This window comes from Chryseobacterium paridis (assembly GCF_016595215.1).
Classification (GTDB): Bacteria; Bacteroidota; Bacteroidia; order Flavobacteriales; family Weeksellaceae; genus Chryseobacterium; species Chryseobacterium paridis.
The window spans coordinates 523,378-537,138 of record NZ_JAENHK010000010.1 but is presented as its reverse complement, the minus strand read 5'-3'; the positions used below and the strand labels follow the sequence as shown (position 1 = coordinate 537,138).

General features: G+C 34.1%; 11 protein-coding genes. 6 read left to right on the top strand and 5 right to left on the bottom strand.

The features are described 5' to 3' along the window. Positions 1-142: 142 nt before the first annotated feature. The 3 genes from ccsA to JHL15_RS11870 all read right to left on the bottom strand — a co-directional run bounded on the left by ccsA (position 143) and on the right by JHL15_RS11870 (position 4,827). On the bottom strand, positions 143-3,415 hold the full coding sequence (gene ccsA, locus JHL15_RS11880; protein WP_200245957.1) for a cytochrome c biogenesis protein CcsA: 3,273 nt from the start codon (positions 3,413-3,415) through the stop codon (positions 143-145). Positions 3,416-3,611: 196 nt separating this feature from the next. Further along, positions 3,612-4,193 carry a Crp/Fnr family transcriptional regulator gene (locus JHL15_RS11875; RefSeq protein ID WP_200249135.1) on the bottom strand — a complete coding sequence of 194 codons (582 nt, stop codon included), beginning with the start codon at positions 4,191-4,193 and terminating at the stop codon, positions 3,612-3,614. Between the two features lie 79 nt (positions 4,194-4,272). Then, the gene (locus JHL15_RS11870; RefSeq protein WP_200245956.1) at positions 4,273-4,827 is read right to left on the bottom strand and encodes a cysteine hydrolase family protein; all 555 of its coding nucleotides are present in this window, start codon (positions 4,825-4,827) and stop codon (positions 4,273-4,275) included. 234 nt (positions 4,828-5,061) lie between these two features. Here JHL15_RS11870 and JHL15_RS11865 point away from each other — a divergent pair, with 234 nt between their 5' ends. The 3 genes from JHL15_RS11865 to JHL15_RS11855 all read left to right on the top strand — a co-directional run bounded on the left by JHL15_RS11865 (position 5,062) and on the right by JHL15_RS11855 (position 9,819). Then, the gene (locus JHL15_RS11865) at positions 5,062-7,578 is read left to right on the top strand and encodes an FtsK/SpoIIIE family DNA translocase (RefSeq protein WP_200245955.1); all 2,517 of its coding nucleotides are present in this window, start codon (positions 5,062-5,064) and stop codon (positions 7,576-7,578) included. Between the two features lie 69 nt (positions 7,579-7,647). Further along, on the top strand, positions 7,648-8,295 hold the full coding sequence (locus tag JHL15_RS11860; RefSeq protein WP_200245954.1) for a LolA family protein: 648 nt from the start codon (positions 7,648-7,650) through the stop codon (positions 8,293-8,295). A gap of 66 nt (positions 8,296-8,361) precedes the next feature. Beyond that, the gene (locus JHL15_RS11855) at positions 8,362-9,819 is read left to right on the top strand and encodes an LptF/LptG family permease (protein WP_200245953.1); all 1,458 of its coding nucleotides are present in this window, start codon (positions 8,362-8,364) and stop codon (positions 9,817-9,819) included. 154 nt (positions 9,820-9,973) lie between these two features. On the opposite strand, the gene frr is transcribed toward JHL15_RS11855, so the two are convergent. Continuing rightward, entirely contained in the window at positions 9,974-10,528 is a 555-nt protein-coding gene (gene frr / locus JHL15_RS11850) for a ribosome recycling factor (RefSeq protein WP_200245951.1), read from the bottom strand. Between the two features lie 127 nt (positions 10,529-10,655). Then, entirely contained in the window at positions 10,656-11,363 is a 708-nt protein-coding gene (gene pyrH / locus JHL15_RS11845; RefSeq protein ID WP_200245950.1) for a UMP kinase, read from the bottom strand. 167 nt (positions 11,364-11,530) lie between these two features. Here pyrH and porQ point away from each other — a divergent pair, with 167 nt between their 5' ends. From porQ to JHL15_RS11830, 3 genes are all read left to right on the top strand, one after another. Beyond that, positions 11,531-12,520: a type IX secretion system protein PorQ gene (porQ, locus tag JHL15_RS11840; RefSeq protein WP_200245949.1), complete on the top strand. Its 990-nt coding sequence runs from the start codon at positions 11,531-11,533 to the stop codon at positions 12,518-12,520. A gap of 64 nt (positions 12,521-12,584) precedes the next feature. Further along, entirely contained in the window at positions 12,585-13,259 is a 675-nt protein-coding gene (gene cmk, locus JHL15_RS11835; protein ID WP_200245948.1) for a (d)CMP kinase, read from the top strand. A 95-nt stretch (positions 13,260-13,354) separates the two neighbouring features. After that, positions 13,355-13,702, top strand: coding sequence for a YtxH domain-containing protein (locus JHL15_RS11830; RefSeq protein ID WP_200245947.1), 348 nt, complete (start codon positions 13,355-13,357; stop codon positions 13,700-13,702). Positions 13,703-13,761 lie beyond the last annotated feature (59 nt).

Genomic DNA, 13,761 nt, shown 5'->3' with positions numbered 1-13,761 from the left:
TCATAAAGTTATACATAAGTTTTGAATTATAGATCATAAGTGATAAGTTTTTTTATCTCTACCCATTTATAAAGTATTTTCCAGGGCACAAAAAAATCCCGGAAATATATTTTCCGGGATTCTGTTTATTATATTTTAAAACTTATTTCTTGCTATTAAGCATTTTGAATTTAAAGTAAGAAACTCCAGCTAATAAAAGCATAACGGATAATCCTATATATACCCAAGCCGGAACCGGAACCGGATCACCTGCTGCGTAAGAGTGAAGTCCTGTTAAATAATAATTAACTCCAAAATACGTCATTACCATTGAACAGAACGCAAACATCGTTGCTACGTGGAAAGCCCATTTGCTTCTCAATCCTGGAACTAATCTCATGTGCAATACAAAAGCATATACCATAATAGAGATAAAAGCCCACGTTTCCTTTGGATCCCAGCTCCAATATCTACCCCATGATTCATTCGCCCAGATTCCTCCTAAGAAGTTTCCAACCGTTAAAGCAAACAAACCAATAGTAAGAGACATTTCTGATACAATCACCAATTCTTTTAAGGTAGTATCGTGATGGATTTTATAAGTCTTTTTGCTTGAAATAATATAAAATACTAGTGATATCACCGCAATGATCATAGATAGGGCAAAGAAACCGTAACTCGAAGTAATAATAGCTACGTGAACAATCAACCAATATGACTTTAATACAGGTACCAGTGGTGTAATCTGTGGATCAAGTGCAGATCCTCCGTGAGCAAATCCCATCATAATAACCGCTACCATAAATCCAGCTGCAGGAATTAATGCATTGGCATTTCTATAGAGTAATAATCCGGCAGAGATACCCACCCAAGAGATAAAGATAATAGCCTCATATCCATTACTCCAAGGAGCGTGACCAGAGATATACCACCTTGCTACTAATCCAAGGAAATGGAATATATATCCTATCAGACCCAGTACTATAATTACTTTGATGATCTTGTTTAATATCTTATTTGGCTTGAATAATTCAACGAAACCTAAAATCAATAATAAACCTCCGATCAGGGTATAGAAAATCAATAACTTAAAGTTAAGATTAACTTTGTTCATGAATACCTCAAGATCAACTTTAGATTGAGTAGGAACTACACTTTTTCCCCATTTTTGCTGGTATTCTGAAAGCCTTGCCAATTGAGTATCTGCTTTTCTCCAGTCTCCTGATTTTTGAGCAGCTAAAGCTTCAGCAAAATAAGGTCCCATTACCTGCTGAGATTCCATATCCGGTTCGAATTTTTGATCTAACCAGGAATGCCATGTATGGTTGGGGTCATTTTTCACAGGAACAATTCTCATAAACTGTCCACTAAAAAACTCATTGAAGATCTGAACTCTTTCATTTACGGAAATAACTTCCTTATCATAATTGGTTTGTTCAGAAGGTTTTTTACGGAAAGCGATGTTATAGTCATGCTCCAGAATATAAGTAAGATTCCCGTTTGCATCCGCAGGGAAAAGATTCATTAATGAAGTATACCCTTCATCATCCGCCTTTGTTTTATTTTTTAGTTCATCCCCACCTTTTGTACCTACTTTAATGATTGGCACCATTGTCCAGCTTGGAGTATCTGTATTTACAGAAAGAAACCATTGATTAGCTGTAAGGGATTTCCCATCCGTTCCTTTGAATTCGTCTTTTTTGTATAGTTTTCTTAATACATCCAAAGCTTCGGTATTGATCGGAACAATTCTTCCCTCGAAATTCTGAACTAAAAGATATCCAAATTTATCTGCGTGTTCTTTACTTATTTTGTTTCTGGCGATGATTTCATCAGCAGAAATTAATCTCATTTTAGAAAACGGAGCCGCCAGAGAATTTTGTTTTTGTGGAGCAGTTTCAGTTTGGCCCATCTCAGAAGGCTGTACGTGCGTGTGATCATCGCCTTCTACATGAATATGCTCCCTGCTTCCGTCAGTCGTTCCATGAGTTTCAATTTTCTGAGCATTTAATCCTAAACTTAATAGCAATAAGACAATGGTTGCTGCTCTTTTCTTGTTAACATCAGTCAACATCTTATTCAATTTCCAGAAGTGAGTTCCTTTCCAGAAGAAAATAACAAACAGTCCTCCAAATAGAAGGGTATATCCTATGTAAGAAATCAATGTTCCCCAGAAGTCATGGTTTACAGACAATACCGTACCCATTCTGTCCGGGTCAAAACTTGCCTGGAAGAAACGGTATCCTCCATGATTAAGAACATGGTTCATATAGATTTTATAAGGAGTCTGTTTACCTCCATCGATGATCTTCACATGACTCTCATAAGCACTTGGAGAAGAACTTCCCGGATAAGTTTCCATAACAAAGTCATCCAGCTTTAATGCAAAAGGAGTGGTATATACTTTAGGTCCAAAACCTGCCATAATATTCAGTCCATCCATTGTGATCTGCTTATAGGCATTAGGATTCCCTTTCTCCACTGATAGTTCAACCAACTGTTTTGTTTTAGGACCCTGGATCTCTATTTTCAACATATCCGGAACAGCCTGATCTTTCTTTCTATCACCTTCAAAGGCTATTAATTTTCCTTTTTTCAGACCTTCCGGAACAACTAATTTTAAGTCATTGATACTATATAAACTTCTCAATGCCAAAGGCTGAAATTCATCTTTCTTCGTACTTCCGGTAGCTTGTGTTGCCATCGTCATATACGTTGCGTCAACCGGAGTTTTCACAAATAGCTTTCCTCCTTCATTTTTAAATTCTACAGCCCCTTCAATCGCTCTGTTGAATGTAACAAGAGTTCCGTTGATCGATTTTGTTTCTCCTGGCTTGATATAGATGTTCTGTCTTCCTGTCTGCCCGGTTGAAACCAAGTGTAAATATTCTGCACCATTTGGATCAGCAACTAAGCTGTCTTTTTTTCTTTGAATATATTCTTTTGCAAAAACCTTCACTTCTTTTCCATGGAAATCATAAGTTGCACTGAAATCTTTATGCAATGGAGACATCAGATAAGGAATATCCTGATAGTTTAAAACATCACCTTTTTCTTCAATCTGAATTTTAAAGAAATTTTTATCCGTTACAATTTCGTTGGAAGTTTCACCTTCTCTGATGTGCATTGTACCTTCAAAACTTACATATCTTGTAATGGCACCACCAATAAAGATGAAAACAAAAGCAAGGTGAAAAACTAAAACCGGCCACTTTTCTCTTTTCCAAAGTCTATATCTTCCAATATTTCCAATGAAGTTTAAGATTAGCAATACCATGATCAGTTCAAACCATTTTGCTTCGTAAATTAATGCTTTCGCTGTAGGGGTTCCATAATCGTTTTCGAGAAATGTAGCATACGCCATCGAAAATGCAAACACCAGCAACAATACAGCCATTGTCCTGGTTGAAATAAGAATATCTTGGATCTTCTTCATGATTTATTTTACTTGACATGCAAAAATAAGCATGATTAAGTAAAAGGTCGATAAAAAAAGATGTTTTTTATCATTTTAAAGCCTACATTGGCTATTTTGAATTATTCTTAATAAGCTGAAAAACATTAAAGAAAATTTAAATTCAAAAACATAAATAATATGAATGAAAAATAGCTATATACATCATTGAGCTTGTCTATTTCCCAAGCACTGTTTTCTTTCTTATTTTGCTTAAAAATTCATGAGAAATCCCTAAATAAGATGCAATTTGTTGCTGTGTAAGGCGTTGTTCAAGCCCGGGGTATTTTTGCAGAAATTCGATATAGCGCTTATCTGCTGTTTTAGTCATTAAAGAAAGAATCCTTCTTTGCAAGGCTATTGACGCCTGCTGATTCATTATTCTGAAAAGTCTTTCAACCACAGGTAACTTTTCATATAAATCCAATTTTTGTTTTTTTGAGATCAGTAGTACTTTACTATCCTCCAAAGCCTCGATAGATAAAGTGCTTGGAACATTATTTATAAAGCTGTCAAGATCTGTAATCCACCAGTCCTTGACTGCAAAATATAATGTTTGCTCCAGTCCATTTTCATTCAGAAAGAATATTTTAAAGCATCCATCAAGCACGAAGCCTTCAAAAAGACAGTAATCTCCTTCTTTCAATATAAGGTCTTTCTTCTTATATTCCCTGAGTTCAAAGGACTCAGCAAAAATTTCAAACTCATTTTCAGTAAGCTGAGCATACTTACTTATATTTTTATACAGGACATCTTTCATAAGCACACTAAACATAAAACAGTATAAAGATACCAACATCGTTGATATCTTTACAAAAATTTGAAAGTTATTGGCTTCATTAAGCGTTTAAAAATTCTTTTGCTGTGATAACATCCGCATAAAAATTACCCAAAGCTGAAAGGCCTGCAAGATAGCCTACATGTACATCAAGTGCCTTAATAAGTTGACCATTGAGCTCCCTATCTTCGGTCGTACAAGCATCGCAGATTACTGTTATCTTAAATCCAAGATCCTTTGCTGCTCGTACTGTGGCATCAATACAGACATCTGTCATCATTCCAAAGACAATCAATTCTTTTATTTTCTTTTCCTGAAGGTGTTCCAAAAGATCAGTCTCTCTAAAACTGTTTGGATAATTTTTTGTAATGATTTTCTCTCCTTCATTAGGTTTCACCCAATCATTGATTTCGATCCCATAAGTGTCCGGTAGAAAGAAGTCCGCTCCTTCATTTATACTGACATGTTGAATGTAAACAATTTCTACACTCCTGTCACGGGCCTTTTCCAAAACCAATGCTGCATTCTTAACTGCCTTTTCTGGATCATATAAAGAATGTGCTCCCCCAGAAAAATAATCATTTTGTACGTCGATAATTAGAATTGCTTTTTCCATGTTAATTACATTTATTAAATTTCATGGCACAAAGGTATATCCGTCGAATTACGGAATATTTGAACTAGTTCAAAAAATGAATTTATTTTATCTTTTATTTTTAAATACTTTCACCCTAATAACCAACAGAAATGATAAGAATATTGCAAAAAATGACGATAAATTAACAGTTCTTTTTGAATAAAAAATATTCTTTAGTATTGAAAAAACACTAAATTTGCCCTCATTGATATTATGGACAAAAAGACACAAACAAAGCAACAAGACCTATCTGAAAAAGGCAAAATTCTATCTAAACCCCGTATATTTTTCGGGCTTACTTTCATACTTTTTTCTGTCGTTCTTATCTTTTCTTTCATTTCCTATTTAATGAACTGGAAAGCGGATCAAAGCCAAGCTGGAACTATGCTGGATAAAAGTATACAATCTTCTAACATTTTTGGTAAAGTAGGAGATTGGCTTGGAAATATTTTTATATTCGACAGTATTGGGGTAGCTTCTTTTATCATAGCATTTTTATTCTTAGTTGTTGGAACATTAATTTTAAAAAAGAAAATATTCAAGCCCTGGAAAACTATTGGTCATTCTTTATTTTTCATCTGCTGGGTTCCTATTTTTATGGGAGCCATTACAAAAGGACAAGGTGTTTTAGGAGGAGTTTATGGTTACCAGATCATGGATTCTCTCAATGCGATAATAGGAACAGTTGGGCTTTGGTTGGTATTGGCTTCCAGTATTGCGCTCTATTTTATATTGGAATTTAATTTACGTCCAAGTTCCATTAAAGCAAAGCTTAACAATATCAATGAAAATACTATAGGAAAAGTAAAATCAATGATGCCTAGTTCTGATGAGAATTTTAAAGCTGATGACGAACTTGAAGAAGAGGCAGAAGAAGATCATCCTAATATTTCTGTTACAGATACTACACAGCCAATTAAAGTACAGGAAACGGTAAACGTACCTAAAGGGTTTCCAGAAGTTCCGGTTTCGACAAACCTTGAGACAATTACCACTCCAAATCATACTTCCTTTGAAGACGGGGAAGACCTTTCTAAATCAGTCAATCTCAACCTCAATACTAAACCTACAATTCCGGTTTCAACACCAGAGCAGGCTTTCGATATGACACCATCTACTCCTTCACAGGGAGATATTAAATTTAATGTCGAGATCGCTCCGGTTATTGACGTTTTAGATGACACAGAAAAGAAATCTCAGGAACTTATCGAAAAGCACGGTTTATATGATCATAAACTGGATCTGGCTAAATTCCAAATGCCACCTGTGGATTTATTAAAAGATTATGGAAATGAAGAAATTTCCATTAATAAAGAAGAATTAGAAGAGAATAAAAATAAAATTGTTGGACTTTTAAAGAACTTTAATGTTGGTATTGCTGAAATTAAAGCTACGATTGGACCAACAGTTACTTTATATGAAATAGTACCGGAAGCAGGGATCAGGGTTTCAGCAATTAAAAAACTTCAGGATGATATTGCTTTAAATCTTTCCGCATTAGGAATCAGAATTATTGCTCCTATGCCAGGAAAAGGGACTATTGGAATCGAAGTTCCAAGAAAAAATCCTACCATGGTTTCTATGCGTTCAGTAATCGCATCCCATAAATTTCAGAATACCGATATGGATCTTCCGGTAGTTTTTGGAAAGACCATTTCCAATGAGATCTTTATGGCTGACCTTTCCAAGATGCCGCACTTACTTATGGCAGGTGCTACAGGACAAGGTAAATCGGTAGGTATTAATGCGATCCTTACCTCTCTTTTATATAAAAAGCATCCAAGCGAATTGAAGTTCGTAATGGTAGACCCTAAAAAAGTGGAACTTTCTTTATACTCTAAGATTGAAAGACATTATTTAGCGAAGCTTCCTGATACAGATGATGCCATTATAACAGATACCAATAAAGTAATCAATACTTTGAATTCTCTTTGTATTGAAATGGACAACAGATATGATTTACTGAAAAATGCATTCTGTAAGAACTTAAAAGAGTATAACAAAAAATTCGTTGAAAGAAAATTAAATCCTGAAAATGGACATCGCTATTTACCTTACATTGTTTTGGTAGTTGATGAGTTTGCTGATTTAATTATGACTGCCGGTAAAGAAGTGGAATTACCAATTGCAAGATTGGCACAGTTAGCAAGAGCAGTAGGAATTCACCTTATTGTAGCGACACAAAGACCTTCCGTAAATGTAATTACCGGGATGATCAAGGCAAACTTCCCTGCAAGAGCAGCATTCAGAGTTATATCAAGTGTTGATTCCAGAACGATTTTAGATTCTACAGGGGCAGATCAATTGATCGGTAAGGGTGATATGCTTTACTTTAATGGAAATGAAATCTTAAGACTACAATGTGCATTTGTGGATACTCCTGAAGTGGAAAGAGTGGCTGAATTTATTGGTGAACAAAAAGGATATGCTTCAGCATTTTTACTTCCTGAATATGTTTCAGAAGATTCTACAAGTACTGTAGGTTCTTTTGATCCTAATGAAAAAGATGCTTTGTTTGAAGAGGCAGCTAGAATTATCGTATCTACACAGCAAGGTTCTACTTCAATGCTTCAGAGACAGCTAAAATTAGGATATAACAGAGCAGGAAGAATTATGGATCAATTGGAGGCAAGCGGTATTGTGGGAGGCTTTAACGGCGCAAAAGCCAGAGAAGTGATCATTAGTGACCTTCATTCTTTGGAACAGTTTTTGGAAGATCTGCGTAAATAATAGGAAAACATCAATTGTTGTTTAACTTTTGAAGTAGGAAAATGTCTAAAGATTATTAAAATGAAACAAATGAAAAGCGTTATTTCAAAAATTATATTAGGAGGATTTGTAGTAGGAGCAGTTGGTTTATCCAGTGCACAAAAAATTGATGCAAAAGCAAAGAAAATACTGGATGATATTACCGCGAATTACAACTCTAAAAAAAATACTTATTTCAAGTTTTCTTTCGGAAGTGGTATAAATGGGCAGGTTGCTAAAACGGAACCTGGAATTTATTATTCTGCCGGAGATAAATACAAATTGAAAATCATGGATACAGAACAGATTTTCGATGGAAGTAAGATCTATAACATTAATGCAGATGACATGGAGGTAACCATTGCTAAACCTAACGGAAGCAGTACGATGTTCTCTCCTATCAATTATCTTTCAACTTACCGAAATGATTACAATGTAGCTTATGGAGGAAAGAAAACGGTAAATGGGGTAAGTGCTGATCTTATTAAATTAACTCCTGTTAAGGCAAATGGATTAAGCTATGTTTATCTGTTCGTAGATTCTGCAAAGAAACAGATGGTAAAACTGGAACAACATGGAACAAATAAAGATGTTGCTGTAATTGCTATTAAAGAATACAAAGAAAACCAGGAATTAGACCCTAATATGTTTGTTTTCGATAAAAATAAATTTAAAAATTATGTTGTTACAGAATTGTAACTTAAAAAAATAATAAATTATAAAGTCACAAAGTAAACTTTGTGGCTTTTTCATTAATTTTGGCGAATGTTAAAAATACTAGACCGATATATCATAAAAACCTTTTTCGGACCATTTTTCTTTATATTCAGTGTATTGTTTTTCATTTTTATTGTAAACATTATCTGGGTTCAATTAGGGCAATTTATGGGAAAGGGATTAAGCTACTGGCAAATCCTTAAACTTCTTTTTTATCTCGGAGTAAGCGTTATAAGTATGGTACTGCCGCTTACGATTCTATTGGCGAGTATTATGTCCTTCGGAGAATTCGGAGAACGGTATGAGCTTGCGGCTATGAAAGCAGCCGGAATCTCTTTAACCAGAGTGATGGTCCCTCTTTTAGGAGTGACTACCTTACTCTCGATAATGCTCTTTTTCTTTTCTAATAATATTATTCCTGACTTTCAGCGGAAAGCAAAGAATATGCTCTTTAATATTGCTCAGACAAAACCTGCCCTTAACTTTACCCCCGGTCAGTTTATCGATCAGATTCCGGGATACATGGTGAAGTTTGATAAAATATATGGTGAAAACGGAGAAAATATTGAAGGGGTCTTTATCCATGCAAAAGCAAGTACTTTTGAAAATCAACGGTCTATTGTAGCCGAAAAAGGAAAATTCAAGCCTGCAGTTAATAAGAATTATCTTAAGCTTGTTTTATATAACGGTTATGTATTTGAAGATAATTTTGCAGGAAAAGGTGAAGCGGTTAGGCTAAAGCAGCCAGATCAGGCTATCAAATTTGATTCATTGGTTTCTCATTTCGATATCAGTGAAATCATCAATAAAGCTATTGAAGAAGAGCAAATCACAGATGATTATCGTTTCCAGACTTTTAATCAGCTTAATAAAACAATTGATCTTAATATAAAAGATAATGAAAGGTTCTTTTCATCCATTACCGGAGATGTTTTAAGTCAAACCAATTCCGCCGTAACTTATATGGATAAGAACAATAAATCGAAAGCACCTGTTAAGCAACAGCTGAAACTAGATACGGTAAAAGGAAATAAAAAAATGGAGATCATTTATAATGCCTATACAAGATTGGATAATTTAAAGACAACTCTTGATGGTAAAACCAATGATTTCAAACCTAATGTTAAGTATTTCAGTAAAATTGTAATCTATCAACAAAGAATACTTTCCTATTCATTTACCTGTATTATATTCTTTTTGATTGGTGCCAGTTTAGGTTCTATCATCAGAAAAGGAGGAATGGGAGTTCCGGTAATTATTGCGATCGTAATATTCATTGTTTTTTATGTTATTAATGTGGGAATGGAAAACCTTGCCTGGTCCGGAACTTTAAATCCATATCTTGCAGCCTGGCTTCCCAATATTATACTTTTCCCATTTGGGGTGATTATGACCTATAAAGCATTAACAGATTCACAACTCTTCGATGCTGAAAAATACAAAGCATTTCTCAAACCAATTACAAAACGATTCTCTAAAAACAAAGAACATACAAGATATCAATAACAAAAAAAGATCCGGAAAATTCCGGATCTTTTTTTGTTGTTCTGTTTCAGTCTCTCTTTGTCTTTAACTGTGGATTAAACTTAAATAATAGAAACTATACCATACAAAAATAGGCTTCAAATTGAAGCCTATTTTGTATGGTAAAAACTGAAAATTATACTTTCATAATTTCAGCTTCTTTTGTTTTAAGATGCTCGTCACAAGACTTTACGTATTTATCGGTAAGAGCCTGAATGCTTTCTTCAGTTCCCTTTACAACATCTTCAGAAATACCTTCTAATTTTTTAAGTTCTTTCAAACCGTCTTGTCTGGCGTTTCTTACTACGATTTTTGTCTGTTCAGTTTCTCCTTTAGCCTGCTTTGCAAGATCTCTTCTTCTTTCCTCTGTCAATGGTGGAACATTCAAAATGATATTCTCTCCATTGTTAGAAGGTGCAAAACCTAAATTAGAATTAATAATAGCTTTTTCTATAGCACCAATAGCTGTTCTGTCCCAAGGTTGAATAGAAATAGTCATGGCATCAGGAACTGAAACGTTAGCAACTTGGTTGATAGGAGTCGGAGCTCCGTAATATTCTACCATAACATCCTGAACCATTGAAGTAGAAGCACGTCCTGCTCTGATTCTTTGAAATGCATGTTCCAAGTGTTTAATAGCTGCTTCCATATCCTGTTTTACAGACTCTACTATAAGATCTAATTCTTCCATTATATATCTAAAATTTGAATAGTTACACAAAATTATAAATGATAAGTCGTATTAATGACTAATAAGTAATCTTTGAATTTTTAAATGTTTAAATTTTTAAATCTTTTAACATCCAATTATCCAATTCCTATAAATCAACTAAAGTTCCTACATTTTCCCCGTCTACAATTTTCACCAAATTACCATCTTTGTTCATATCAAATACAATAATAGGTAATTTATTTTCATGACTTAAAGTAAATGCAGTCATATCCATTACTTTAAGGTTTTTCTCAAAAACTTCATCGAAAGATAAAGAATTATATTTTACTGCTCCTGCATTTTTTTCAGGATCACTGTCATAGATTCCATCTACCCTTGTTCCTTTTAAAATAACATCAGCACCAATTTCTATAGCTCTTAATGTAGCAGCAGTATCCGTTGTAAAGTAAGGATTTCCTGTTCCTGCTCCAAAAATAACCACTCTTCCTTTTTCCAAATGTCTTACAGCACGTCTTTTAATAAAAGGTTCAGCTACTTTATCCATTTCAATAGCCGATTGAAGTCTGGTTTTGATTCCTGCATCTTCTAAAGCACCTTGTAAAGCCATACCATTGATCACTGTTGCCAGCATCCCCATATAGTCTCCCTGTACTCTATCCATCCCTTTTGCAGCACCCGCTACTCCACGGAATATATTTCCTCCTCCAATTACAATGGCAACTTCACAACCTTTATCTACTACTTTTTTTATTTCCGCAGCATACTCTTGTAGTCTGTCATTGTCAATACCATATTGTCTGTTCCCCATTAAGGCTTCACCACTAAGTTTTAGAAGGATTCTTTTATATTTCATTTTAAATTTTTATAACTTTTTTATTAAGGCTTATCTCCCTGAAATTTGATTTTGCAAATATAATCATTAAAAATATTGGAAAAAGAAAAATATTTAGCTGTAAATAATGTTAGAAATATTTTGACAACTACAAAAAAGGATTATTTTTGCAATAATTATAAATTGAATTGAAGAAAATTATCATTCTTTCATTATTTCTGTCAGGAATTGTTTCTTATGCACAAACAGGAACAAATGTTTATCCTTTCTTAAACATTCCCGTATCTGCAAGACAGGCTGCATTAGGTGGCGATGCAATTACTATAAGAGATTATGATGTTTCCTTTGCTATAGCAAATCCAGCTTTACTTAATAAAGATTCAGACAAACAGCTTTCTGTAAATGGTGCTGCATATCTTGCAGATTCTAAATATGGAACCATTGCTTTTGCTAAAGACTTTGATAACGGCCATATGGCTACGATCAATGCTCGATATATGAGCTATGGTGATATTCCAAGAACAGATGAAAGTGGTTTTGAAAATGGGCAATTCAAAGCATCTGATGTTGCGATCGGAGCAGGATATGCTTATCAGTTTGAAGAAGACTGGACCATTGGAGGGGGAATTAATTTTATCACTTCAAAAATTGACACCTATACTTCATCGGCAATTTCCGGTACTGCGGGAATTACCTATCATAATAAAAAGAACAAAGAAGTTCTATCTCTGGTCGCAAGAAATTTCGGATATCAATTTAAATCCTTTAACGGAACAAGAGAAAACCTTCCCTTCCGTATTGATCTTGGATACACCAGAATTTTAAAGGCAATTCCTCTGGCTATTACAATTACAGCACATGACTTACAGCAGTTTGATATTTCTTCTCCATTTAATGTAGATGGTCAGGAAGTGAATGTAGGAAGAAAAATTGCTGATCATTTTTCCATTGGTGCAGAATTGTTTCCTGAAAAAAACTTTAATATCAGATTGGGATATAATGTAAAAAGAGGAAACGAATTAGCTGTGGCAGACCAAAGAAACTTTTCCGGATTGTCAGGAGGGTTTGGAATTAAGATTTCTAAATTCAGAATCGACTATGCTCACGTAAGATATCATAACTCTTCTAATGTGAATCAGATAGGTGTTTCTATGGATCTTAGCGGACATCGTTATTAAATTTTTTTCAATATTTACTTTTCCATTTCCTTGATTTTTTAAAAAAAATCTTGAAATTTGCGTTATGAAAAAACCTGTAATAGCTATCGATGGGTACTCGTCTACCGGAAAAAGTTCAATATCAAAGGTCATTGCCGACAAATTGGGGCTTATTCATTTAGATACCGGAGCACTTTACAGAGGAGTTACCTGGTTTGCCCTACAACATTGTAAGGATGAAAATGGCTTGATAGATCTTAACCTTCTTTTCTCATCATTGGACAAAATTCAGCTTGAATTTAAAAATAATGACGGAGAGCTTGTTCTTTATCTTAATCAAAATGACATCTCTAAAGAAATACGAAGCAATGAGGTTTCTGATAATGTAAGCCTGGTTGCCAAACAGAAAGAAGTGAGAGACTTCCTTTTACAATCTCAAAGGTCTTTAGCAGATAAAGGCGGTATTATAATGGATGGCCGTGATATAGGAACTGTCGTTCTACCTAATGCTGATTTTAAATTTTTCCTTACCGCAAGTATTGATGAAAGAACAAAAAGAAGATACCATGAGCTTTTAAGTCTGGATATTGAGGCTAATGAACAGCAGGTAAAGGAAAATCTTATTGAAAGAGATAAAATTGATAGCGAAAGAGAAATCGCTCCTTTAAGAAAAGCCGAAGATGCCATTGTCATTGATAATACGAAACTTTCCAAAAAAGAAACCATCGAAGCAATCCTGGCTTATATTCAAAAGATTTAACAATTTTTAATAAGGACATAGCCCCATTTGGTATATTAATTGTAATATTCAACACGTTAAAAAACTAATATTATTAACTATTAAAAAAACGAAAAATGTCTAGAAAAGGAAACAATACAGCAGGTATATTAGCAGGACTTCTTGCAGGTGCAGCAGCAGGTGTAGTGCTTGGAATGCTTTATGCGCCAGAAGAAGGAAAAGAAACTAGAAAAAAAATAAAAACAAAGGCTAATGATCTTAAAGATCAGGCTAAAAGCAAGTACGATGAAGTTTCTGAAAAAGTAAAAGATCAATATGGTAATATATCTTCTACATTTAAAGAAACAGCAAATAGTGTTGCTCATACCGTAAAGGATGGATACGATAAATATAAAGATCAAATCGTTTCTAAAACTACAGATGTTGTAAAAGATGTAGAAGCAGAATTGAATGATCTTAAATAATATAATTTCAATTAATTTTTAAATTATGAAAGGGACTTTTTGCATTAAGGTTCCTTTTT

Coding starts and splice junctions, on each gene's coding strand:
- JHL15_RS11875 (WP_200249135.1), bottom strand. CDS start 4,193: ATGAAAGATGTCCTGTATAAAAATATAAGTAAGTATGCTCAGCTTACT.
- pyrH (WP_200245950.1), bottom strand. CDS start 11,363: ATGAAATATAAAAGAATCCTTCTAAAACTTAGTGGTGAAGCCTTAATG.
- JHL15_RS11855 (WP_200245953.1), top strand. CDS start 8,362: ATGTTAAAAATACTAGACCGATATATCATAAAAACCTTTTTCGGACCA.
- JHL15_RS11870 (WP_200245956.1), bottom strand. CDS start 4,827: ATGGAAAAAGCAATTCTAATTATCGACGTACAAAATGATTATTTTTCT.
- JHL15_RS11865 (WP_200245955.1), top strand. CDS start 5,062: ATGGACAAAAAGACACAAACAAAGCAACAAGACCTATCTGAAAAAGGC.
- JHL15_RS11830 (WP_200245947.1), top strand. CDS start 13,355: ATGTCTAGAAAAGGAAACAATACAGCAGGTATATTAGCAGGACTTCTT.
- JHL15_RS11860 (WP_200245954.1), top strand. CDS start 7,648: ATGAAAAGCGTTATTTCAAAAATTATATTAGGAGGATTTGTAGTAGGA.
- frr (WP_200245951.1), bottom strand. CDS start 10,528: ATGGAAGAATTAGATCTTATAGTAGAGTCTGTAAAACAGGATATGGAA.
- ccsA (WP_200245957.1), bottom strand. CDS start 3,415: ATGAAGAAGATCCAAGATATTCTTATTTCAACCAGGACAATGGCTGTA.
- cmk (WP_200245948.1), top strand. CDS start 12,585: ATGAAAAAACCTGTAATAGCTATCGATGGGTACTCGTCTACCGGAAAA.